This is a genomic window from Pacificibacter marinus, from assembly GCF_018860505.1.
Lineage (GTDB): Bacteria > Pseudomonadota > Alphaproteobacteria > Rhodobacterales > Rhodobacteraceae > Celeribacter > Celeribacter marinus_B.
This window is the reverse complement of the sequence record NZ_JAHKPU010000020.1, coordinates 140,641-164,896: the sequence shown is the minus strand read 5'-3', so window position 1 is coordinate 164,896 and position 24,256 is coordinate 140,641. Positions and strand designations below refer to the sequence as shown.

Below are 24,256 nucleotides of genomic sequence, written 5' to 3'. Positions count from 1 at the left end.
TGTGATCAGAGTCGTGATCAAGATTTTTTCTGAGCTATCATGCTCTATATAGGATTTCCATGAATAAGGTATCGGGCCAAAAGAGCGCATATAGTTATCTCTATCCACAGCTTTCACCAAATGATCAACGGATGCTGGCTGTTGGCGATGGACATACTTTATATATCGAGCAAAGCGGCAACCCCAATGGCATTCCTGTTGTGGTGCTGCATGGCGGGCCGGGTGGCGGTTGTAGTCCGTTCATGCGTCGGTTCTTTGATCCCGCGATTTACCGCATTATTTTGTTTGATCAACGTGGATGTGGGCGATCAACGCCCTTTGCGTCTGTTGAAAATAATACAACGTGGCACCTTGTGGCGGATATTGAGCGTATTCGCGTCACTCTTGGCATTGAGCAATGGGTGGTCTTTGGTGGAAGCTGGGGTGCGACGCTGGGTTTAGCCTATACTCAAGCGCACCCTGATCGCGTGATCCATTTGGTGTTGCGAGGTGTTTTTTTGGGCATGCAAACAGAATTGGATTGGTTTTACGGCGGCGGCGCTGGGCGGTTTTGGCCGGATTTATGGGAAGATTTTGTTCGAGAAATTCCCGCACAGGAACACGATGATTTGATTGCGGCCTATAATCGGCGCTTGTTTAGTGGCGATGTGGCTATGGAGAACCATTTCGCAAAGATTTGGTCCAAATGGGAAAATGCTTTGGCGTCGATTGGGTCTAACGGCAAGGTCGGTGATCCACCCATTCAGTTTGCACGGGCTATTTCGCGTTTGGAAAATCATTACTTTGCCAACCAAGTCTTTTTTGAACAAGACGATAAGCTCCTGCGCAATATGAATGTAATGGCCCATGTGCGCGGTACAATTGTACAAGGTCGCTTTGATATGGTGTGCCCGCCACAGAGCGCTTATGCCGTGCATAAGCTGTGGCCCAATGCGACATTACATATGGTTGGCCTTGCAGGGCACGCTTTGTCAGAGACAGAAATCGCAGCCACACTTGTCGAGACAATGGATCGTATTGGGGGGCATATTGGACGCGCTGTGCGATAGGGCTTGCAGATTCGACTGTGTCGGCGTATATGCCTGTTCAACAGCGGCGCGTTGGGTCATCCCAAGGTTCCACCGGGAAATATCAACGGGCCGCGCGCCCGTTTTTTTGTGCCCTTTAAAAAGGCCCCCAAATGCCCGAAAGGCTAACTGGAATATGTCCGAACTGATTGCCAAAACCTCTATCGATCGCCGCATGGCCGAGATCGTGGGTCCCGTTATCGAGGGAATGGGCTTTGAGCTGGTGCGTATTCGTCTGATGTCATCGACAAAGTCGAAAACGCTACAGATTATGGCTGAGCGCCCTACTGGCGGCATCGAAGTCGATGAATGTGCCCAAATTTCCACAGCCGTTTCCGCGGTTTTGGATGTTGAGGACCCGATTGAAGACGAGTTCACGCTTGAAGTGTCCAGCCCCGGTATCGACCGTCCGCTGACACGTTTGAAAGATTTTGAGACCTTTGAGGGCTATGAAGCTCGCATTGAGACTGACGAAATGTTCGATGGCCGTCGTCGCTTTAAAGGCGAATTGGCTGGCGTCGAAGATGATGATGTTTTGATCAACATTATCGAACATGGCGAAACGGTTACCATCGGTCTTAAGTTTGACTGGTTGTCAGATGCAAAATTGATTCTGACCGACGACCTGATCGCTGAAATGCTCCGTCAACGCAAAGCGTCCGGCGCGATTGACGAAACCAAATTTGATGATGTTGAAACCGAAGACGGTTCCACTGACGACCTTAGAGAGGACTGAGACATGGCAATCACCTCCGCCAACCAGCTTGAGTTGCTTCAAACCGCTGAGGCCGTGGCCCGCGAAAAAATGATCGATCCCAACCTTGTGGTTGAAGCGATGGAAGAGAGCTTGGCGCGTGCGGCGAAGTCCCGCTACGGCTCCGAAATGGACATCCGCGTTCACATCGATCGTAAAACAGGCAAAGCCACGTTCACCCGTGTGCGTACTGTTGTGGCCGACGAAGAGCTTGAAAACTACCAAGCCGAATTGACTGTTGAGCAAGCCAAGCAATACATGGCTGATCCTGAAATCGGCAGTGAAATCACTGACGAAGTGCCGCCAGTTGAGCTTGGCCGTATTGCAGCGCAATCTGCGAAACAGGTTATCTTGCAAAAAGTGCGCGAAGCAGAGCGTGATCGTCAATACGACGAGTTCAAAGACCGCGCTGGCACAATCATCAACGGTGTTGTGAAACGCGAAGAATACGGCAACGTGATCGTGGATATTGGTCGTGGTGAAGGTATCTTGCGTCGCAATGAAAAAATCGGCCGTGAAACATACCGTCCGAATGATCGTGTGCGTTGCTTCATCAAAGACGTGCGCCGCGAAGCGCGTGGCCCACAGGTATTCTTGTCGCGTACAGCGCCAGAATTCATGTCTGAGCTGTTCAAAATGGAAGTGCCAGAAATCTACGACGGTATTATCGAAATCAAAGCTGTTGCTCGTGATCCTGGGTCGCGTGCAAAAATCGCTGTGATTTCGAATGATGGTTCTATCGATCCTGTTGGTGCTTGTGTTGGTATGCGCGGGTCTCGTGTGCAGGCTGTTGTGAATGAACTTCAAGGGGAAAAAATCGACATCATCCCTTGGAACGAAGATGCGCCAACATTCCTTGTGAATGCTTTGCAGCCGGCTGAAGTGTCCAAAGTTGTGCTTGATGATGACGCTGGAAAAATCGAAGTTGTTGTTCCTGACGAGCAATTGTCATTGGCGATTGGTCGTCGTGGCCAAAACGTGCGCCTTGCGTCTCAGTTGACGGGCCTTGATATCGACATTCTTACAGAAGCCGAAGAATCTGAGCGTCGCCAAAAAGAGTTTGCGATCCGCACCAAATTGTTCATGGACAATCTCGACTTGGACGAATTTTTCGCACAGCTTCTTGTGTCCGAAGGTTTCACCAACTTGGAAGAAGTTGCTTACGTCGAAGTTGATGAATTGCTAGTAATTGATGGGGTGGATGAGGCCACAGCTGGCGAACTTCAAGCCCGTGCACGTGACGTTCTTGAGGCCGCAAACCTCAAAGCGCTCGAAAATGCGCGCGCACTTGGTGTTCTGGACAGCTTGGTTGAATTTGACGGCCTGACACCCCAGATGATTGAAGCTCTGGCTGAGGATGGCGTGAAGTCACTCGAAGATTTCGCAACATGCGCAGATTGGGAACTTGCTGGCGGTTGGACAACAATTAATGGCGAGCGCCACAAGGACGAAGGACTGCTCGAAAAATTTGACATGTCCTTAGAAGAGGCGCAAACGCTGGTCATGACAGCGCGCATTCAGCTGGGTTGGGTTGATCCTGCCGAGCTTGAAGGTGCCAGTGATGACGACGCAGATGTTGGCGGCGAAACAGAGGAGGCTGAGGCCTAAGAGGTCTAGGTTTAGGTGAATCTGATGTCCCGTGGTGGCCACAAGAAAACGAAAGATGATGGGGAACGCCGTTGCATTGTTTCGCGCGACGCAGAGCCTCGCTCTGGCCTGATCCGTTTCGTGATCGGTCCCGACGGGCAGGTTGTCCCTGATTTGGCTGAAAAACTGCCGGGTCGCGGCATTTGGGTCAGCGCGGATCGCGCTGTTTTGGATGAAGCGGTTAAGAAAAAGCTCTTTGCCAAAGTGGCGCGCGCAGATGTTGTGGTGGCTGACGGGTTTGTGGATCTTATAGAACAAGGTCTTCTCAAACGTGTTGTGCATCTCATTGCATTGGCGCGCAAAGCTGGCGAAGCAGTGTGTGGGTTTGAAAAAGTTAAAGGGTGGATTGCTGAAGAACATGCGATTGTTTTGATGCAAGCCTCCGACGGATCTGAACGCGGTAAAGGCAAACTTAGGACGCCAGAGGGAGGCCGTTGGTTCGGTCATCTAACAAGCGCCGAATTGGGTTTGGCTTTCGGCCGTGAAAGTGTGATACATGGCGCGCTCGCGCGTGGTGGCCTCTCCGATAAGGTTGTAGAGGACGCCGCACGTTTGATGGGTGTGCGCGAGATAAACGGTGGAGAGCGCTCCGCCGGAAAGGGTAAGACGACGATATGAGCGATACTGATGGAAAAAAACCCCTTGGCCTTCGCGGCGGCCCCGGACAAGTAAAACAAAGCTTCTCTCACGGGCGCACAAAAAGCGTTGTGGTAGAAACCAAACGCAAACGCGTTGTGGTTCCAAAAGCTGGTGCTGCTAAGACTGGTGGCGGTTCTCCGCGCCTTGGCGATCCGTCTAAACGTCCTGCGGGCATTTCCGATACGGAAATGGAGCGCCGGATGAAGGCACTTGCCTTTGCTAAGCAAAATGAGGCCGCAGAAAACGAACGCCGCGCTGCCGAAGAAAAATCTCGTGAAGAAGAGCGCGCACGCCGTCGTGCCGAAATCGAAGCCAAAGAACGCGAAGAGCAAGAACGTCTTGCTACCGCGAAAATTAAGGCTGAAGATGAAGCCCGCGAAAAGGCAGAAGCTGAAGCGGCTAAAAAGCGTGAGGCGGCGCCTAAGCCTGCGCCAAAAGCAGCGGCTCAACCTGATGATCCTGCTGCTGCACAAGCTGCTGCGCAAAAGGCGCCAGATCAACGTGGCCGTCCTTCCTCCGCACCCGTTAAGCGCGACAACGATGATGCGAACCGCAACAATCGCAACAAGCAAGCCGATGACAACCGTCGTTCTGGCAAGCTGACACTGAACCAAGCGTTGAGTGGCGGTGATGGCAAACGTGTACGCTCGATGGCCTCCATGAAGCGTAAGCAAGATCGTATGCGTCAAAAGGCGATGGGCAATAACGAGCCACGCGAAAAGGTTGTGCGCGACGTTCAGGTTCCTGAAACAATCGTTGTGTCCGAACTCGCGAACCGTATGGCCGAACGTGTTGCCGATGTTGTGAAATCACTCATGAAAATGGGCATGATGGTCACACAAAACCAAGCCATCGATGCAGATACTGCTGAATTGATCGTCGAAGAATTCGGCCACCGTATTCAGCGTGTGTCGGATGCCGACGTTGAAGATGTAATCCAGCAAATCGTCGACAAAGACGAAGATCTGCAATCACGCCCACCCGTTGTCACCATCATGGGCCACGTTGACCACGGTAAAACGTCATTGCTTGACGCAATCCGCAAAACAAACGTAACCACGGGCGAAGCTGGTGGCATCACACAACACATTGGTGCGTACCAAGTGACAACCGAAGGCGGCGCATTGCTCTCCTTCCTTGATACTCCTGGTCACGCGGCGTTTACTTCTATGCGCTCACGTGGTGCACATGTGACGGACATTGTTATCCTTGTGGTTGCTGCGGACGATTCCGTCATGCCGCAAACGATCGAAGCGATTGCGCATGCGAAAGCTGCGGAAGTGCCGATGATTGTTGCTATCAACAAATGTGACAAACCAGGCGCGGATGCACAAAAAGTGCGTGCGGAACTTTTGCAACATGAAGTGATTGTTGAAGAATTCTCTGGTGATGTTCAGTCTATCGAAGTGTCTGCGCACACTGGTCAAGGTCTGGATCAACTTCTTGAGGCTATCGCGCTTCAAGCGGAAATTCTTGAACTGAAAGCCAACCCTGATCGCGCAGCCGAAGGTGCCGTGATCGAGGCGCAGCTTGATGTTGGCCGCGGTCCTGTTGCAACTGTTTTGATCCAAAAAGGCACGCTAAAACGTGGTGATATCTTTGTCGTCGGCGAGCAATGGGGCAAAGTCCGTGCGCTTGTGAATGATCAAGGTAAACGCATCGATGAAGCTGGCCCATCTGTTCCTGTCGAGGTTCTTGGCCTCAACGGTACACCTGAGGCTGGCGATGTTTTGAACGTGGTTGACACCGATGCTCAAGCGCGTGAAATCGCTGAGTACCGTGCCCATGCCGCGAAAGAAAAGCGTGCGACTGCTGGTGCTGCAACCACACTTGATCAGTTGCTTGCGAAAGCTAAAGCTGACGAAACTGTGGCTGAGTTGCCAATTTTGGTCAAAGCCGATGTTCAAGGCTCTGCCGAAGCGATCGTTCAGGCGATGGAAAAAATCGGTAACGATGAGGTCCGTGTTCGGGTTCTACATTACGGTGTGGGTGCGATCACTGAGACAGACATCGGCCTTGCTGAAGCTTCCGGTGCACCTGTGATTGGTTTCAACGTTCGTGCGAATGCTTCCGCGCGGAGCAGTGCGAACCAAAAGGGTGTGGAAATTCGCTACTACTCAGTGATCTACGATCTTGTAGATGATGTGAAAGCAGCGGCTTCTGGCCTGTTGTCTGCGGAAATTCGCGAGAACTTTATCGGTTACTCCGAAATTCGCGAAGTCTTCAAAGTGTCTGGCGGCGTTGGCAAGGTTGCTGGCTGTCTTATTACCGAAGGTGTGGCGCGTCGTTCAGCAGGTGTACGTTTGCTGCGTGACAACGTGGTTATCCATGAAGGCACACTGAAGACGCTCAAGCGCTTTAAAGATGAAGTTAAAGAAGTTCAGTCTGGCCAAGAGTGTGGTATGGCGTTTGAGAACTACGAAGACATTCGTCCTGGCGATGTGATCGAGCTCTTTGAGCGCGAAGAGGTTGTTCGTAATCTCGATTGATACGGTCTAACTTAAGAATAAAAAAGGCGGGCTTTAGGGCCCGCCTTTTTTTATGTGATACCGAATTTCATTAGCCTATTTCAGCCATATATTCGTCTTAGGAAATTGGCTTGCCTTCAAAAGTCTTGTCGCCAACGCGGACAATGATTTTACCTGAAGAAGCTTCGCCAACAAAGAGACCTTGTACGGAAATGTATTTTCCGAGAGAGATAGAACGCATCATAATAAATTCCCCAATTGTCTATGATTGTTTCCATACTAGAACAGATTAGTTAATTTTGTGCTTACAAATTTTACTCAAACGCAAAATAATCGCACAAATGTTGTGCATATTTTGCATAAAAGACACAATTGTTGCGTTGGCACATATTTAATTTGTCACAGCCAATCCCGAAGAATCGGAATCAGCGGAATATCGGCAGCGGGCATAGGGTAGTCACGCAATGCGTTTGGCTTGACCCATTTGAGAACTTGGCCCTCACGCGCCTCGGGAATTCCATTCCATTTTCGGCAGGCAAAGACAGGCATCAATAGATGAAAGTCATCATAAGTATGTGACGCGAACGTGAGTGGGGCGAGGCATGAGTTCCATGTCTCGATCCCCAATTCTTCGTGAAGTTCGCGCACCAAGGCCTGCTCTGGCGTTTCTCCTGCCTCCACCTTGCCCCCTGGAAACTCCCATAACCCTGCCATGGATTTCCCTTGCGGCCGTTGAGCAAGTAAAACACGGCCATCGGTATCGATGAGGGCCACGGCGGAGACGAGAACGAGTTTCATAAGCGACCTTTAAGACCGATAATCGGCGTTGATAGTAATGTATCCGTGGGTCAAATCACAGGTCCACATGGTGCATTCAGAAGTACCCAATCCGAGGTCTATTTTGACGACGATATGTTCATTTTTCATATAATTGGCGCCGGCCTCTTCGGAATATGTCGGTGACACCCAGCCGTTTTCGGCAACCAACACGTCACCAAACCAAATGGACAAAAGGTCACGATCCGCTGTGGCTCCCGATTTTCCAACTGCCATAACAACGCGACCCCAATTGGGATCTTCGCCGGCAATGGCTGTTTTAACGAGTGGAGAGTTTGCAATTGCAGATGCAACTTTGCGTGCATCGTCTTCATTTGTCGCACCCGTGACCTGCACCTCAACGAACTTAGTCGCCCCTTCACCGTCTTTGACGACGAGGTGTGATAGTTCAAGCATCACCCCTTGCAGGGCGTTGAAAAACTCTGCCGCTTCTGGGGTGTCGGCACTGATTTCAGCGGCAGGTGATTGCCCTGTTGCTCCAACCAATAGCGTGTCAGACGTCGATGTATCACTGTCGACAGTGATGCAGTTGAACGTCGAATCGGTGGCCTGTGATACGAAGTTTTGCAGCAAGGGTTGCGCGATTTTTGCGTCGGTGAAGATATACACCAGCATTGTCGCCATATCGGGCGCAATCATGCCCGACCCTTTTGCTATGCCGGAAATCTTGACAGGCTGGCCCCCAAGCGTGATCTGTGCGGATGCCCCCTTGGCAAAAGTATCTGTGGTCATGATCGCTTGTGCAGCGTCAGCGATGCGGTCGGGTGCAAGACTGGTTTTCAGATCATCAATCTTTGCCGTGATACGTTCCCACTTCAGTCGTTCGCCTATGACGCCCGTCGATGAAGTGAAGATGCTTTTTTCGTCAAGATTTAGACTGGCAGCAACGGCTGTCGTGATTTTTGCCACGGCTTCCAGTCCATTTTTTCCGGTAAAAGCGTTTGAATTTCCTGAGTTTACCAGAATTGCGGCGCCATCTGATGTGTCGCCCCCGAGTTTTGCCTGACAATCAAGAACAGCCGCTGATCGCGTTGAGGATTTGGTAAAAGTCCCCGCGATTACACTGCCCGCGCAGAGTTGTGCCAACATCACATCGGTGCGCCCTTCGTACTTCACGCCAGCAGCCAAAGTGGCAAAGGTTACCCCGTCGATGACGGGCAGATTAGGAAGCCCACCCGCAGGCGCGAGAGGGGAGACAGAGTCAATCTTGGCCATATGTGGCGTCCTTATTGTCAGGATATCAAGTTGTCAGGGAAGCCAATCAGTCGTTGAGAAGCGCGTCGTCACGCATCAACGCAGGATCAATGCCTTCGCTAAGTTCAATAGTGGCACCGGCTTGCAGCTGAGCCAAGTGAGCAGAGATAGCCGCGTCTTCGATGGTTGACGCTAGTTCATCGCGCTCTGTTTTCAACGCTGGAACCTCTTGCAGGCGACTGTCGATAAGTTTGATCACGTGCCAGCCAAATTGAGTTTGGACAGGCGCAGATATGGCGCCGGGCTCCATCTCAATGACGGCCTGTTCGAACGGGGCAACCATCATGCCAATGCCAAACCAACCAAGGTCGCCGCCGTTAGGTCCAGATGGGCCAGTGGATTTATCTTTCGCCAGTTGGCTAAAATCTGCGCCCCCTTCAAGTTCTGCGATAAGGGCTTTGGCTTCGTCTTCTGTTTCGACCAAGATATGTGCTGCATTGAATTCGCGGCCGGGTTCGAACTCGGCGTATTTCGCGTCATATGCTGCTTTGAGGGCTTCGTCTGTGACAGCAGAGGCCGCGATGTCTTGCAATGCAGAGCCTGCGATTGTGATGCGTTGTTCGTTTTCGATTTGAATGGCAAGGGCTTTGCTCAAGTCGCCTGCGGATTGTTTAAGAAGCTCTTGTTGTACCATTTGGCTTAAAATGCCATCGAACAACGGGGCGTCTTCTAATTCTTGATATTGGGGAGGAAGCGAGGCGCGTGCGGCAATCACATGGCCTAGCGTAATTTGCGCACCGTTCACGGTCGCAACAACTGTATCGGATGATATGTCTTCGGCAAAAGCGCCTGAAGTGAGGGTGAGTGCACCAAAAATGGCAGCAGCGATCACTTTTGTGTGGTATTTCATGCGGAATATCCTTCCTGTTGCCGACTTATCGCGGCGTAACATTGACACTATAGGCACGGCCCCTTACATCGCTTGAGGTCTGGGTAGAGGTGCCTTCGGAACCGTTTTATGGTCTCGCAGGCAGCGGGGCAATCCCCCCTCTCACACGATCCTGTCAAGACGCACCGAGTGGAGAGAATATGCTGGTTGGAACAATCGCCAAAAAGATCTTTGGGACTCCCAACGACCGAAAAGTAAAAGCAATTCGTCCTATCGTGGCGAAAATCAATGCGCTGGAAGCTGAGTTTGAAAAACTGAGTGACGAAGGCTTGATTGCGAAAACGCAAGAATTCAAGGATCGCGTTGCCAAGGGCGAAGCGCTTGACGCGATTTTGCCCGAAGCCTTTGCGAACTGTCGCGAGGCTGCGCGTCGTGCTCTAGGCCTTCGTGCCTTTGATACACAGCTTAAAGGCGGTATTTTCTTGCATCAGGGTAATATCGCCGAGATGAAAACAGGTGAAGGCAAAACACTTGTTGCAACCTTCCCGTCATATTTGAATGCGCTGACTGGTAAAGGTGTTCACGTTGTCACCGTCAATGAATATTTGGCAAAACGCGACAGTGAATGGATGGCCAAAGTGTTTGCTGCTTTGGGCATGACTTGTAGTGCCGTTCATTCTGAACTGTCGCCTGAAGACAAAAAAGCCGCTTACAATTGTGATGTGACCTATGCCACGAACAATGAGCTTGGTTTTGATTACCTGCGCGACAACATGAAAACCGAAATTGGCGATCTTATGCAACGCGGGCACAATTTCGCGATTGTCGATGAGGTCGATTCCATTTTGATCGATGAGGCACGCACGCCTTTGATCATTTCGGGCCCTTCGGATGATCGGTCTGAGCTGTATGTGACGATCAACAAGTTGATTCCTGAATTGACAGATGACCATTTCGACCTCGATGAGAAAACGCGCGGTATTTCGTTTACAGAAGCCGGCAACGAGTTTCTTGAGCAGCGTTTGTTGGAAACAGGTTTACTGGAAGAGGGGCAGACCCTCTACGACCCAGAAAGTACAACCTTGGTGCATCACGTTAACCAAGGCCTTCGCGCACATAAATTGTACCAAAATGGCACACAATATATCGTTCGCGATGGTGAGGCTATGTTGATCGATGAACACACGGGGCGCATGATGTCGGGTCGCCGTTTGTCAGAAGGCCTACATCAAGCCATTGAGGCCAAAGAGGGTCTTAAAATCCAACCCGAAAACGTTACGTTGGCTTCTGTCACCTTCCAAAACTACTTCCGCCTGTACGGCACGCTGTCTGGTATGACCGGCACAGCGACCACAGAAGCTGAAGAGTTTATGGAAATCTACAACCTTGGTGTTGTCGAAGTTCCCACAAACCGGCCTATCCAGCGCGTTGATGAACATGACCGTGTGTATCGGTCAGAACGTGAAAAAATCGATGCTGTTTTGAAATCTGTTCGGTTTTCCAACGATAAGCAACAACCTGTTCTTGTCGGCACGACCTCTATTGAAAAATCCGAAGCGCTGTCTGAAAAATTGACCGCTGAAGGCATTGAACACAAAGTTTTGAATGCGCGCCATCACGAGCAAGAAGCGCAAATTGTTGCGGACGCTGGTAAGCTCGGTGCCGTCACAATCGCCACCAACATGGCGGGTCGTGGAACGGATGTGCAGCTCGGCGGTAACGTTGATCTCAAAGTCATGGATGCCCTTGCTGCAAATCCTGATGCCGACCCTGAAGCGCTTCGCGCCCAGATCGAAGCAGAGCACGCTGAAGAAAAGCGCAAAGTCATCGAAGCGGGCGGCTTGTATGTACTCGCGACGGAACGCCATGAATCCCGCCGGATTGACAACCAATTGCGTGGCCGTTCTGGTCGCCAAGGTGACCCTGGTCGTTCGGTGTTTTTCCTCTCTTTGGACGACGATCTCATGCGGATCTTTGGGTCAGATCGTTTGGATAAAATGTTGTCGTCCCTTGGTATGAAAGAAGGCGAAGCCATTGTGCACCCGTGGGTGAATAAATCACTCGCCAAAGCGCAAGCTAAGGTCGAAGGCCGCAACTTTGATATCCGCAAACAGCTTTTGAAGTTTGATGATGTTATGAATGACCAGCGCAAAGTGATCTTTTCCCAGCGCCGCGAAATCATGGAAGCAGAGAACATCAATGAAATCGTGACTGATATGCGTCACGAGGTTATCGAAGACTTGGTGGAGGAGGCTATTCCAGCGAAGTCCTATCCCGATCAATGGGACGTTGACAAACTATACGTGTCTGTTTCGGAAAACTTAGGCCTTGATGTTCCGGTTAAGACTTGGGCCGAAGAAGAAGGCGTCGATGATGAAGACATCATTGAGCGCCTCGTTAAAGCGTCGGATGAAGCTATGGCTGAAAAAACGGCAGCTTTCGGCGAGACTCAGATGCGCCAGATCGAAAAGCAATTTTTGCTTCAAGCTATTGATGGCAAATGGCGTGATCACCTTATGACGCTTGAACATCTGCGCTCTGTTGTTGGCTTCCGTGGCTATGCGCAACGCGATCCGCTCAACGAATATAAAAACGAGAGTTTTCAGTTGTTTGAAAATATGCTCGATTCTTTGCGTGTTGAAGTGACAGAAAAATTGTCTCGTGTTCGTCCGATGAATGAAGAAGAGCGCAATGCGTTGATGCAGAAAATTGCCGCTCAACAAGCTGCCGCCGCCGCCGCAGGTGCAGCTGATGCTTCTCAACTCGTTGAAGACATTAAAGATGGTGCGCGTGATTTTGATGAAAATGATCCTTCCAGCTGGGGCAACCCTGCGCGCAATGATCTTTGCCCATGTGGGTCGGGTAAAAAATTCAAACATTGCCACGGTGCGGTTTAGTTTAAATACCTGAAGTGAAATTTAGAAAAGCCGTTGCTCAGCAGCGGCTTTTCTATTTCCCTTGCCGCCAAATCTGTGTTTTTCGCGTGTCAGACGTCGGTTGTTAACGTTTACCCAGTTGAAAAAAATACCCCAAACACCGACAGTCAGCAGGTTGATTTCGATCGGTCATTACATGAGGCGTAGGCTATGAGCTTTCTACATGTGGCGAAGTGGGCTGTCTTTCTTTTGGCTGGTAGCACGGCGAGTCCCGTACTGGCGCAGGACGTTGCATTGACGTCACGTGATGGATCTGTGTCTGTGTCTGGAAACTTTCTAGGATTCGATGGCGAATTTTACCGCGTGGATACGGATTACGGCATTCTAACCCTCGATGGGTCTGGCGTTAATTGTGAGGGGCCAGGTTGCCCCGATCTCAACAGTTTTTATCCCATAATTCGGTTTTCTGGTGATGGTGCCGTGTCCGCATCTTTGCTCCCAGCCTTGGTCTCTGCCTTTGCTGCACGTTATGGGTATAACACTGAAGTCTCTGTGACGCCGGCGGAATACACCGTTGTTTTGACAGATGCCGTAGCGGGACTTCCGGCAGCGCAAATTGAATTGGCGCATACGTCTTCCGAAGAAGGCTTCGCCGACCTTGTTACTGAAAATACTGATATTGTTGTCTCGTCACGCGAAGCCAATGCTTTGGAAAAAGAACTGGCTAAAGCTGCTGGCGTTGGCGATCTGAGCGATCCAGTGCGGGCGCGTGTCTTGGGTCTTGATGCTATCGTGCCAATTGTGTCCCCGTCCAATCCTTTGTCTACGATTTCCCTTGAGAACTTGGGAAACCTTCTGAACGGGACCATTCAGAATTGGTCCGAGATTGGTGGGCAAGATGCGCCCGTGTCGCTTTTCTTGGATGAAGCGATTATTGAGCACGGATCGCCTTTGCTTGAACTTTTACCGACACTCACCGTTAAAAGTCTGGCCGCAGGGGTAACGATCTTACCGACAACGCAGGCGGTTGTCGAGGCGGCTGAGGATGATCCATATGGGCTGGCTTTTGGGCGATTGTCGACAGTTGGCAAGGTTAAGGTTTTGGGACTAACCGGTGCGTGTGGATTTCGTACAGATGTTGTGTCCGTTGATGTTAAAACCGAAGACTACCCGCTGACGCAGCCTTTGTTTTTGTACACGCCTGCACGACGCTTGCCCAAAATTGGGCGGGATTTTTTAGATTATGTGTTGTCCCCTGCAGCTCAGATCGTGGTTGCACGATCTCCGTTTGTGGATCAGGGCATTGAAGAATTAACCTTTCGAGACCATGGGCGCCGCTTTGCCAACGCCATTCGCCATGCAGGGGATGAAATTACGCTCGATGATTTGCAAGCCATCGCAGATGACTTGTACGGCGCACGCAGGTTGTCGTTGGGATTTCGGTTTCAAGGTGGCACGGCACAATTGGATGCACAAAGTCGTTCTAATGTGCAGCTTTTGGCGCAATTGGTTGAGGCTGGCGTTTACGATGGCAAGCACTTGGTGTTCGCGGGATTTTCAGATGGTCAGGGGGTAGCCGCGGCCAATGAACGATTATCTGCAAGGCGTGCGGGAGCTGTGCGAAATTCCGTATTGGCTGCACTCGGAGAGGCCGCCGATATTGAACTTTTCCAAACATCGGTGCATGGATTTGGCGAGGCCATGCCACTGGCCTGTGACGATGTGGCCTGGGGACGCAGCCTCAATCGCCGTGTCGAAATTTGGGTGAGAGATGGACTTAAAGATAGCCTGTCGCGCGAAAGCTCAACTCAGTAGACTTGCCGATGATCAAATGATCATGGAGGTGGATGTCTAATGCCTCTGCCGCGTCCCGAATTTGACCTGTCATGGTGATATCTTGATCAGATGGGGTTGGGTCACCAGATGGATGATTATGGACCAAAATGAGCGCTGAGGCATTGAGTTCCAGTGCGCGTTTAACCACCTCACGCGGGTAGACCGGAACATGATCCACGGTGCCCTTTGCTTGTTCTTCGTCCGCGATAAGAATATTCTTACGATCCAAGTAGAGCACGCGGAATTGTTCTGTTTCACGGTGCGCCATTGTTGTGTGACAATAGTCGAGCACAGCATCCCAGCCAGAGATGACAGGCCGCTGCATGACTTTAGCACGGGCCAGTCTATGTGCTGAGGCTTCAATGATTTTGAGATCACGCGCAACGGACAGATCAATCCCGTCGATTTTGGTTAAACGCGAGATCGGTGCGGACAACACGCGATTATAATCGCCAAAGGTGTCGATCAAAGCTTGTGCAAGGGGTTTGACATCTGTGCGCGGCAGAGACCTAAATAGGAGCAGTTCCAGCAATTCATAGTCAGGCATGGCTTGCGCGCCGCCGTCGACAAAGCGATCTTGCAGGTTTTGTTTTTGATTTCGCAGATAGCTAGGCGGTTTTGACGGTAAGACGACAGGACGCGCCTCGTCGAGGTCGAACAGCCATTGCGGCATTTCACGAAATTCTGTGGGGCGCGGAGTTGTTGTCATAAGACAATTCATCCGTCGATTCGCTGAAAATTTAGTTAACACCTCTTAACCCGCAGGATGAATACTGCGGGTTAAGAGTAATACTTAGCTTTTCATGCCATCCCAGAAGCTTTTGACCTTTTTGAAGAAGGTTGAGCTCTCAGGATTGTTTTTGTCTTCGCCCAAGTTGTCGAACTCACGCAGCAGCTCTTTTTGCTTAGATGTTAGGTTCACAGGGGTTTCAACAGCAAGCTCAATGAACATGTCGCCTTGGCCGCCGCCACGCAGAGCAGGCATACCTTTGTTGCGTAGGCGCATTTGACGACCAGATTGGCTGCCTGCGGGAATTTTCACCCGCGACCGTCCGCCGTCAATGGTGGGCACTTCGATATCGCCGCCAAGTGCGGCGGACGACATAGAGACTGGCACGGCACAATGCAGATGCGCGCCGTCACGTTCAAACAAGGCGTGGGGTTGGACTTCGATGAAAATATACAGATCACCGGTTGGTCCGCCTCGCAGCCCAGCCTCGCCTTCACCAGCTAGGCGAATACGTGTGCCTGTTTCGACACCGGCGGGAATATTGACAGACAGGGAGCGCTCTTTTTCAACGCGACCTGCACCACCACATTGCCCACAAGGGTCTTTGATCATCTGGCCGATACCACCACAAGCAGGGCAGGCGCGCTCAACAGTAAAGAAGCCTTGTTGCGCACGTACTTTTCCCATGCCCGAACAAGATGGGCAGGTTTGTGGTTCCGCGCCGTTTGCAGCGCCCGTACCATTACAGCCACCGCAGCTGACGGATGTCGGAACGGTGATTGTTTTTTGTGTGCCAGAGTATGCGTCTTCTAGGGGAATACGCATGTTGTAGCGCAAGTCTGAGCCGCGCTGCGCACGGGATCGCCCGCCGCCGCGTTGCTGTCCGCCCATAAAGTCGCCGAAAAGGTCGTCGAAGACGTCTGAGAAGGCTGAGCCAAAGTCACCTTGGCCGTGTCCTCCACCGGGACGTCCACCGCCGCCCATGCCACCCTGTTCAAATGCAGCATGACCATAGCGGTCATAGGCGGCTTTTTTGTCAGGGTCTTTAAGTGTGTCGTAGGCCTCGTTCGCTTCTTTGAACTTGGCTTCTGCTTCGGGGTTGTCTGCGTTGCGATCCGGGTGAAATTCCATCGCTTTTTTGCGATAGGCTTTTTTCAATTCACCAGCATCGGCGCCTTTGGCAACACCAAGCACTTCGTAGAAATCGCGTTTTGCCATGGATCATGTCCTCCAGAAAAGCGGCAGCCGGCACAAGATAGATTTGCGCCGGCTCACCGAATTTCAATGCGGGTTACGAGCGCTTGTCGAGATCCTCGAAGTCAGCGTCGACGATGTCGTCATCTACGCTGGAAGGACCTTCTTCTGCGTCGTCCATGCCTTCTGGGGCCGCAGCTTCGGCTTGTGACGATTTGTAGATCGCTTCACCAAGTTTCATCGCTGCGTCAGTCACGTTTTGAATGCCAGAGCGAATTTTCTCTGGGTTTTCAGTTTCGAGCTGATCGTTGAGTGCAGCGATTGCCAATTCGATGGCTTCCACTGTCGTTGGATCAACTTTATCCGCGTGCTCTTGCAGAGATTTCTCGGTGGAGTGAATCAAGCTTTCCGCTTGGTTCTTGGCTTCGACAAGATCCTTGCGCTCTTTATCCGCTTCCGCGTTTTCTTCCGCGTCTTTCACCATTTTCTCGATGTCATCATCGGACAGACCTCCAGAGGCTTGGATTGTGATCCGCTGCTCTTTGCCAGTGCCTTTGTCTTTGGCGCCAACTTCGACGATACCGTCGGCGTTGATGTCAAAAGTCACTTCGATTTGTGGCATGCCACGTGGTGCTGGCGGAATGCCTTCGAGGTTGAACTGACCAAGGATTTTGTTGTCAGCGGCCATTTCACGTTCGCCTTGGAACACACGCAAGGTCACGGCAGACTGATTGTCTTCGGCTGTTGAGAAAACCTGAGATTTTTTGGTCGGGATCGTTGTGTTGCGATCGATCAAGCGTGTGAAGACGCCACCCAAAGTTTCGATACCGATAGAAAGTGGTGTCACGTCAAGCAGCAGAACGTCTTTTACGTCGCCTTGCAAAACGCCAGCCTGAATAGCCGCGCCCATGGCAACAACTTCATCAGGGTTCACGCCTTTATTTGGCTCCTTGCCGAAGAACTTTGTCACTTCTTCGATCACTTTAGGCATACGTGTCATACCGCCAACGAGAACGATCTCATCGATGTCAGATGTAGATAGGCCCGCATCTTTGAGCGCAGCTTGGCACGGTTTGATCGAGTTTTTGATCAAGTCGCTCACAAGTGTTTCAAGCTTCGCACGAGTGAGTTTCATCACCAAGTGCAGAGGTTGACCACCTTTGGGGTCCATAGAGATAAACGGTTGGTTGATCTCTGTTTGCTGGCTTGAGGACAGCTCGATTTTGGCTTTCTCGGCAGCTTCTTTGAGACGTTGAAGCGCCATCTTATCTTTGGTGAGATCTACACCGTTTTCTTTTTTAAACTCGTCCGCGAGGTAGTTCACGATACGCATGTCAAAGTCTTCGCCGCCCAAGAAGGTATCGCCGTTGGTGGCTTGCACTTCAAACACGCCGTCGCCGAGTTCCAATATGGTCACATCGAACGTACCGCCGCCAAGGTCATAGACTGCAATGGTTTTGGTGTCTTGTTTATCAAGACCGTAGGCCAAAGCCGCAGCTGTCGGCTCGTTGATGATGCGCAAGACTTCCAGGCCAGCGATTTTGCCGGCGTCTTTGGTTGCTTGGCGCTGCGCGTCGTTGAAGTAAGCAGGTACCGTGATGACAGCCTGTGTGACTTCTTCACCGAGGTAGGACTCAGCGGTTTCTTTCATTTTGCCCAAGATAAAGGCAGAGATTTGAGACGGTGAGTATTTCTCGCCGCGCACCTCAACCCATGCGTCACCGTTGCCGCCATCGACAACTGCGTAAGGGAGGTTCTTTTTATCTTTTGCCAAATGCTTGTCGTCATCGCGACGACCGATAAGGCGTTTCACAGCGAACACTGTGTTGTCTGGGTTTGTTACTGCCTGACGTTTCGCGGCTTGACCGACGAGACGTTCAGATTCAGTAAAGCCGACGATGGACGGCGTTGTCCGCGCACCTTCAGCGTTTTCGATGACGCGCGGTTGCGAACCATCCATAATTGCGACACAGGAGTTGGTTGTCCCGAGATCAATACCAATGACTTTGGCCATGCTCAAAATCCTCTTCTAGGCGATGTTATGACGCCGAGCCCCGAAGGCACTCTTTGTCAATCCCATGGTTTAAATCGGGTAAGCCCGATCAATGCTTCTCGGCGTATATAGGGAGACGATTTGGCCCCTGCAAGTTGTCGTGACGCTCAACGGCACAAAATTTAGGGAAACAGGGGGCTGAAATGTCGTTTCCTTGTAAAAAATGCCAAAATAGTCCTAGCAGATGAAATTTTAGAGCAAATGATTTAAGAGATTACATATGCTACTTCGGCGATTGTATGACATTTTTCACGAGCAGCTTTTGGGGGAGGTCGCGATCAGCGCCCAGCGCCCCAGCTTGCAGATGCGCGTTTGCGTGTGAAAAATTCAGCGAGCAAGCCTATGGTAATGAAGATGAGCGAAAATACGACAGGGTACATCACAGAACTGAAATGTGGTGAGTAGTTTACGAATGTGAACCCGCGCGCTTGATCAATACAATGGAACAAAGGGTTCCACGAAAACATCGTTAAAATATATCCGGGCATCTGATTGGCGACAAACATTTTACCTGACGTGATCATGTTGGCACGCGTGTAAATAGTTTGAGCGATTTTCGTGAATTGTGGAAACCATGGGTTCAGAGCCAGTAAGACCATACCGATCGCTACGCCGGAAAACCAAGCAATCAACAACATCATGATTGCGCCGGGCAGGTATTGAAACGTGACTGTGCCCCAGCCCACAGAATAGGCGGTTAGAATGACTACGACAGATAGTACTTGGATATAAAGGGAGCTCAACGCGGCCGACGTAATTGCGATGGCGGTGTTCATTGGCGCGTGCTGCATCATCGGTGATGTGGCGGATTCTGCCCCCATGACATCACCGAGTGCTTTATTGTGAGTCAAAAACAAAAAGACACCCGTCATGATATACAAGACGAAATCACCGCGAATTGCGTTGCCGCGCAATCCGAGGATGGAGAACATAAAAACGAAGACCACCACCAAGATCAGTGTTTGCATTATATTGATTGCGAGCCCTAGAAGCGGGTTCCCGTGCGTTTTTCTGACGTGGCGTACCGTGTTGTGAAAAACGAGTTTCAAAATCGTGCTGGCAGCAGATAGGCCGCTTTGTTTTTGAGCATAATGAAACATGGTCAATAATCCTGTGACAGCTTTCACATCAGGGTAGCAGTGAATTCTTGCTGTTCCTTTAGCAACATAGCATAAAGCCGTAACGTAAAGTTATCAATGTGCGCGCGTATTCAGTGCGCGCGACACAATTTATTAGGAGCCAGACCTTGGATTTCGAAAAACTTACCTCGATCATGCGCACACTTGCACTCGAAGCTGGAGACAAAATCATGGAAATTTACAACTCCGATGATTTTGAAGTGAAGTCCAAGTCAGACGATAGCCCTGTCACGATCGCGGATGAGGCGGCGGATGCGTCCATTTCTGCTGGTCTACGGGCTGCGTTTCCTGATGTGACATTGATCACCGAAGAGCAAGCTGACTCACATAGCCTATCCGCTGATACGTTTCTGATCGTTGATCCACTGGATGGCACTAAAGAATTCATCAATCGTCGGGGTGATTTTACAGTGAATATCGCTTTTGTTGAGAATGGCGTTCCAACACGTGGTGTTGTCTATGCGCCAGCCAAAGACCGTTTGTTCATCACCGGTGCGGATGGGCAGTCTTATGAGGAAGTGGGTCCTTTCGCTAAAGACACCATCGGCGCGCTCAACAAGATTTCAGTGTCTAAACCTGACAATGCAGGCTTGTTGATCGTTGCTTCTAAATCGCATCGCGATCAGGCGACAGAAGATTACATCAACAAGTATAGCGTCAAAGATAGTAAATCCGCTGGCTCCTCTTTGAAGTTCTGTTTGGTCGCTACTGGCGAGGCTGATTTGTACCCGCGTGTTGGCCGTACGATGGAATGGGACACCGCAGCTGGTCACGCTGTTTTGTCAGGTGCTGGTGGTCATGTCGTACGTTTCGACAACCATGAACCACTGACATATGGCAAAGACGATTACGCCAATCCGTTCTTTATTGCCTATGCGCCAGGCGTAGAGTTGAAGACCGCCTGATGTCTGTTCTTCTTGTCATTCCGGCTCGCTATGCCTCGACACGATACCCTGGAAAGCCGCTCGTCGAATTGACGGGCGCTTCTGGCGAAAAAAAGTCTTTGATTCGTCGCAGCTGGGATGCTGCTATGTCGGTCTCAGGCGTTGATAAAGTTGTCGTTGCAACAGATGATGATCGTATCCGTGTGGCGTCCGAGGCGTTTGGAGCTGAGGTTGTTATGACGTCAGAAACTTGTGCAAACGGGACCGAGCGCTGCGCGGAAGCTTTGGGAAACCTGGACGGTGATTATGATATTGTCGTTAACTTGCAAGGCGATGCGCCTTTAACGCCAGCTTGGTTCGTCGAAGATTTGATCAAAGGTCTGCAGGCTCATCCGGCTGCCGAAGTTGCAACGCCTGTTTTGCGCTGTGATGGCCGTGCATTGAATGGCTTTTTGGCGGATCGCCGTGATGGACGTGTTGGCGGCACTACGGCTGTCTTCGGTGCAGATAAAAAGGCGCTCTATTTCTCGAAAGAAGTTGTGCCCTTTACGTCGCAAGCCTTTTCCGATGATGATGCAACTCCAGTGTTCCATCACGTTGGAGTCTATGCCTATAGGCCTTCTGCGTTGGACGCCTATCCAAAGTGGCCTGCGGGACCGCTTGAAACTTTGGAAGGTTTGGAACAATTACGGTTTTTGGAGCGAGATAGGCCTGTGCTATGCGTTGAGGTCGAGGCGCGCGGGCGGCAGTTTTGGGAGCTTAACAACCCAGAGGATGTTCCACGCCTAGAGCGCATGATGAGTGAAATGCATATTAATTGATTCCAATGTGCAATTTTCGCCATATTTGCCTTGTAAATGGATACTTATTAAGCGGCGTTGCAAAACTGTGCCATAAAACAGTCAAGCTGCCCTATGTGCGCTGGCGAACACGCGTCTTCGACGTAAGGTAAGGTTCGTAAAAAAAATTGATGGTCCTCAATGCCGAGGACGAAGGAGTAAAAATGACACGTAAGGTTACGAAAGCTATTTTCCCAGTTGCAGGTTTGGGGACGCGTTTCCTTCCGGCGACAAAATCGATTCCCAAAGAGATCATGACGCTTGTTGATCGTCCTTTGATCCAATACGCAATTGACGAAGCGCGTGCTGCTGGCATCAAAGAATTTATTTTTGTGACCTCACGTGGCAAAGGCGCCCTTGAAGATTATTTTGATCATTCCCCCGTGTTGGAGCAAGAGCTTCGCAAAAAGGGTAAGACCGAAATGCTAGAGATTCTTAAAGATACCAATATGGACAGCGGCGCGATCGCATATATCCGTCAACACAAAGCGCTTGGCCTAGGTCACGCTGTTTGGTGTGCGCGTCGTCTTTTGAGCCCGAAAGAACCTTTCGCTGTGATCTTGCCTGACGATGTCATCGCGGGGGAAAAGCCCTGTCTTCAACAAATGGTCGAAGCCTATCAGGACACTGGTGGCTCAATGGTTGCGGCGATGGAAGTGCCTAAAAGTAAGGTTAGCTCCTACGGTGTTTTGGATGTCAAAGAAGATATGGGGGCATCTGTGTCTGTTAAGGGTATGGTTGAAAAGCCAGCGCCTGGCACTGAACCATCCAATTTGGCTGTGATTGGCCGTTATATTTTGTCTCCTGATGTGATGAAAAACTTGCATCACATGAAACAAGGTGCAGGCGGCGAAATTCAATTGACCGATGCAATTGCGGATGAGATCACTGCTGGTCGTGATGTGTTTGGATACCGGTTCGCGGGGCAACGGTTCGATTGCGGTTCTAAAGCGGGTTACCTTCAAGCATCGATCTCATTTGGTTTGTCGCGGCCAGAGCTTCGGGATGAACTTCAAGAATATCTTGATGAATTATCCGCGACACGCGCAGCAGCACAGTAAGGGTTGAAATGACTAAAAATGTACTTGTGACCGGCGGTGCCGGCTATATTGGGTCGCACGCATGCAAAGCATTGCGTGCGGCTGGTTATGTGCCGGTAACGTTTGACAATCTATCGACAGGTTGGGAAGAGGCCGTCAAGTTTGGTCCGTTCGAGCAAGGCGATCTGTTGGACCGTGCCCGCTTGGACGAGGTTTTTTCCAAACATAAACCGATCGCTGTGATGCATTTTGCCGCCTTTAGTCAGGTTGGCGAAAGCATGAAGGACCCTGGGAAATATTGGCGTAACAACGTCATAGGGTCATTGCAGCTGGTTGAGGCCGCAGCAGAGGCCGGATGTCTGAATTTCGTGTTTTCATCTACTTGTGCGACCTACGGCGACCAAGACAATGTCGTTTTAAACGAAGACTCTGTACAGCTGCCGATCAATTCCTACGGTGCGTCTAAGCGTGCGATCGAAGATATTTTGGCGAACTTTGAACAATCTCATGGTTTGAAAAGTGTGATTTTTCGTTATTTCAATGTGGCGGGTTGTGACCCCGATGGCGAAGTGGGTGAATTTCATCAGCCTGAGACGCATCTTATTCCGCTTATGCTGGACGCGATTGCTGGAAAGCGCGATGCGCTGACAATCTTTGGTACAGATTATGATACGCCAGACGGCACCTGTATTCGTGACTATGTTCATGTATGTGATTTGGTCGATGCGCATGTTTTGGGGCTAAAATGGCTGCAAGACGCCAAAGGCAGCCGTTTGTTCAATCTGGGTACGGGGAAAGGCTTTTCTGTACGTGAGGTGCTTGACGAGTCGCGCGCCGTCACAAACAAAGAAGTGCCGCATGTCGAAGGTGACCGTCGCCCCGGCGATTGTACCAAGCTGGTGTCAGGCTCTGAGCGCGCTGTGACCGAGCTTGGCTGGACACCAGAACGGTCAAATATGAAAACTATGATTGAAGACGCGTGGAATTGGCACCAAAATGGTCACTATGACAAGTAATCAGACGACCAGATGAGCGTTTTACGGGAGGCTTGGCGCAGATATAAGCTGCGCCTTAAGCATCGCAGGCTGCTGTTGCGTGCGATACGCAAGCGTCGAGAGCTGTCTTGTGCCGTCGATCGAACCAAAGACATCCAGTCAAATGATATCCTGTGTTTTGCAACCGTGCGCAATGAAAGTGTGCGGTTGCCTTATTTCTTAGACCATCACAGGGCGCTTGGTGTTTCTCATTTTCTGGTTGTCGATAACGCCAGCGACGATGGAACCACAGAGTATTTGAAGTCGCAGAGTGACGTATCGCTTTGGATCACACCTAAAAGTTACCGTGCATCGCGATTTGGAATGGATTGGCTCACATGGTTGCAAATGCGCTATGGGCGCGGGCATTGGTGCGCCACGCTTGATGCGGATGAGGCGCTGGTCATTCCGCATCACGACAGTCAAAACTTGCGCGGCCTTACGGATTGGTTGGACGCGCGTGGCGTACCTGTCTTTTCAGCCTTGATGTTGGATTTGTACCCTAAGACGCGATTGACTGAGGCACATTACACCATCGGAACGCCGTTTACGGAGGCTTTGGAGTTTTACGATGCGCAGGGTTATGAGTGGGAATTGCAGCCCAAATATCGGAATATCTCTATTCGAGGTGGCCCTCGAAAACGCAAGTTTTTCAAAGACGCGCCTGACCTTGCGCCGCATATGCATAAAACACCCTTGATCAAATGGAATTGGCGCTATGTTTATGCCAGTTCAACCCACATTATTCTGCCGACGCGGCTAAATATCGGGTTTGATGCGCGCTATAATTTGCCAACAGGCGTGTTGTTGCATGCAAAATTTTTAGATGAAGCGTTGAAACACTCGACCGCTGAGGCGGTACGCCAAGAACATTTTACTCATCCGCAAGATTACAACGCGTATTACGAACATGTCCTGTCTGACCCTGTCCTTTGGGATGATGCATCTCAGTCTTATCGTGGCTGGCGTGGACTGGAAGAGGATGGTTTATTGACGTGCGGAGATTGGCTGTAGTCAAATCTCTGGTAAATTTGTTTCCAGTTTGACAATGCATTGTTTACGAAAACGGAATAAGTCCCTATTTAATTAGACAAAAGAAGGACTGCCAGCTTAAGATGCTGTCTGTTTGCACTGAT

The 24,256-nt window shown here is 50.7% G+C and carries 20 protein-coding genes; 12 read left to right on the top strand and 8 right to left on the bottom strand.

Features of this window, described 5'->3' with window-relative positions; genetic code table 11:
- Positions 1-59 precede the first annotated feature (59 nt).
- From pip to infB, 5 genes are all read left to right on the top strand, one after another.
- Positions 60-1,049, top strand: a complete 990-nt coding sequence (gene pip, locus KO503_RS08515; protein WP_215991120.1) for a prolyl aminopeptidase — start codon at positions 60-62, stop codon at positions 1,047-1,049.
- A gap of 154 nt (positions 1,050-1,203) precedes the next feature.
- Positions 1,204-1,803, top strand: a complete 600-nt coding sequence (rimP, locus tag KO503_RS08510) for a ribosome maturation factor RimP (RefSeq protein WP_215991119.1) — start codon at positions 1,204-1,206, stop codon at positions 1,801-1,803.
- A gap of 3 nt (positions 1,804-1,806) precedes the next feature.
- A complete protein-coding gene (gene nusA, locus KO503_RS08505; RefSeq protein ID WP_215991118.1) occupies positions 1,807-3,429 on the top strand; it encodes a transcription termination factor NusA in 1,623 nt (540 codons plus the stop codon).
- Between the two features lie 24 nt (positions 3,430-3,453).
- On the top strand, positions 3,454-4,086 hold the full coding sequence (locus KO503_RS08500) for an RNA-binding protein (protein ID WP_215991117.1): 633 nt from the start codon (positions 3,454-3,456) through the stop codon (positions 4,084-4,086).
- Entirely contained in the window at positions 4,083-6,596 is a 2,514-nt protein-coding gene (infB, locus tag KO503_RS08495) for a translation initiation factor IF-2 (protein ID WP_215991116.1), read from the top strand. The genes KO503_RS08500 and infB overlap by 4 nt, the downstream gene beginning before the upstream one ends.
- A 97-nt stretch (positions 6,597-6,693) precedes the next feature.
- Here infB and KO503_RS17905 read toward each other — a convergent pair whose 3' ends face one another.
- The 4 genes from KO503_RS17905 to KO503_RS08480 form a co-directional block, all read right to left on the bottom strand.
- A complete protein-coding gene (locus tag KO503_RS17905; protein ID WP_290122926.1) occupies positions 6,694-6,819 on the bottom strand; it encodes a hypothetical protein in 126 nt (41 codons plus the stop codon).
- Between the two features lie 155 nt (positions 6,820-6,974).
- Positions 6,975-7,373, bottom strand: a complete 399-nt coding sequence (mutT, locus tag KO503_RS08490) for an 8-oxo-dGTP diphosphatase MutT (protein ID WP_215991115.1) — start codon at positions 7,371-7,373, stop codon at positions 6,975-6,977.
- Between the two features lie 9 nt (positions 7,374-7,382).
- On the bottom strand, positions 7,383-8,627 hold the full coding sequence (gene argJ / locus KO503_RS08485; protein WP_215991114.1) for a bifunctional glutamate N-acetyltransferase/amino-acid acetyltransferase ArgJ: 1,245 nt from the start codon (positions 8,625-8,627) through the stop codon (positions 7,383-7,385).
- Between the two features lie 46 nt (positions 8,628-8,673).
- Complete coding sequence (locus KO503_RS08480; RefSeq protein WP_215991113.1) at positions 8,674-9,516, bottom strand: peptidylprolyl isomerase; 843 nt, start codon at positions 9,514-9,516, stop codon at positions 8,674-8,676.
- 179 nt (positions 9,517-9,695) lie between these two features.
- Here KO503_RS08480 and secA point away from each other — a divergent pair, with 179 nt between their 5' ends.
- Entirely contained in the window at positions 9,696-12,392 is a 2,697-nt protein-coding gene (gene secA / locus KO503_RS08475) for a preprotein translocase subunit SecA (RefSeq protein ID WP_215991112.1), read from the top strand.
- Positions 12,393-12,581: 189 nt separating this feature from the next.
- The gene (locus KO503_RS08470) at positions 12,582-14,186 is read left to right on the top strand and encodes a phosphate ABC transporter substrate-binding/OmpA family protein (RefSeq protein ID WP_215991111.1); all 1,605 of its coding nucleotides are present in this window, start codon (positions 12,582-12,584) and stop codon (positions 14,184-14,186) included.
- Here KO503_RS08470 and radC read toward each other — a convergent pair.
- The 4 genes from radC to KO503_RS08450 all read right to left on the bottom strand — a co-directional run bounded on the left by radC (position 14,149) and on the right by KO503_RS08450 (position 19,284).
- Positions 14,149-14,916, bottom strand: a complete 768-nt coding sequence (gene radC, locus KO503_RS08465; protein WP_215991110.1) for a RadC family protein — start codon at positions 14,914-14,916, stop codon at positions 14,149-14,151. The genes KO503_RS08470 and radC overlap by 38 nt on opposite strands.
- A gap of 84 nt (positions 14,917-15,000) precedes the next feature.
- On the bottom strand, positions 15,001-16,155 hold the full coding sequence (gene dnaJ / locus KO503_RS08460) for a molecular chaperone DnaJ (protein WP_215991109.1): 1,155 nt from the start codon (positions 16,153-16,155) through the stop codon (positions 15,001-15,003).
- A 73-nt stretch (positions 16,156-16,228) separates the two neighbouring features.
- A complete protein-coding gene (gene dnaK / locus KO503_RS08455; protein WP_215991108.1) occupies positions 16,229-18,145 on the bottom strand; it encodes a molecular chaperone DnaK in 1,917 nt (638 codons plus the stop codon).
- 317 nt (positions 18,146-18,462) lie between these two features.
- The gene (locus KO503_RS08450) at positions 18,463-19,284 is read right to left on the bottom strand and encodes an ABC transporter permease (protein WP_215991107.1); all 822 of its coding nucleotides are present in this window, start codon (positions 19,282-19,284) and stop codon (positions 18,463-18,465) included.
- 146 nt (positions 19,285-19,430) lie between these two features.
- On the opposite strand from KO503_RS08450, the gene cysQ reads away from it, so the two are divergent.
- The 5 genes from cysQ to KO503_RS08425 all read left to right on the top strand — a co-directional run bounded on the left by cysQ (position 19,431) and on the right by KO503_RS08425 (position 24,134).
- Positions 19,431-20,228, top strand: coding sequence for a 3'(2'),5'-bisphosphate nucleotidase CysQ (cysQ, locus tag KO503_RS08445; RefSeq protein WP_215991106.1), 798 nt, complete (start codon positions 19,431-19,433; stop codon positions 20,226-20,228).
- Positions 20,228-21,028, top strand: a complete 801-nt coding sequence (locus tag KO503_RS08440; protein WP_215991105.1) for a 3-deoxy-manno-octulosonate cytidylyltransferase — start codon at positions 20,228-20,230, stop codon at positions 21,026-21,028. Before cysQ ends, KO503_RS08440 begins: the two co-directional genes overlap by 1 nt.
- A 182-nt stretch (positions 21,029-21,210) precedes the next feature.
- Positions 21,211-22,107 (top strand): UTP--glucose-1-phosphate uridylyltransferase, encoded by an 897-nt coding sequence (locus KO503_RS08435; RefSeq protein ID WP_215991104.1) that lies wholly within the window; start codon positions 21,211-21,213, stop codon positions 22,105-22,107.
- Between the two features lie 8 nt (positions 22,108-22,115).
- On the top strand, positions 22,116-23,102 hold the full coding sequence (gene galE / locus KO503_RS08430) for a UDP-glucose 4-epimerase GalE (RefSeq protein WP_215991103.1): 987 nt from the start codon (positions 22,116-22,118) through the stop codon (positions 23,100-23,102).
- 12 nt (positions 23,103-23,114) lie between these two features.
- Positions 23,115-24,134, top strand: coding sequence for a glycosyltransferase family 2 protein (locus KO503_RS08425; protein ID WP_215991102.1), 1,020 nt, complete (start codon positions 23,115-23,117; stop codon positions 24,132-24,134).
- Positions 24,135-24,256: the final 122 nt, after the last annotated feature.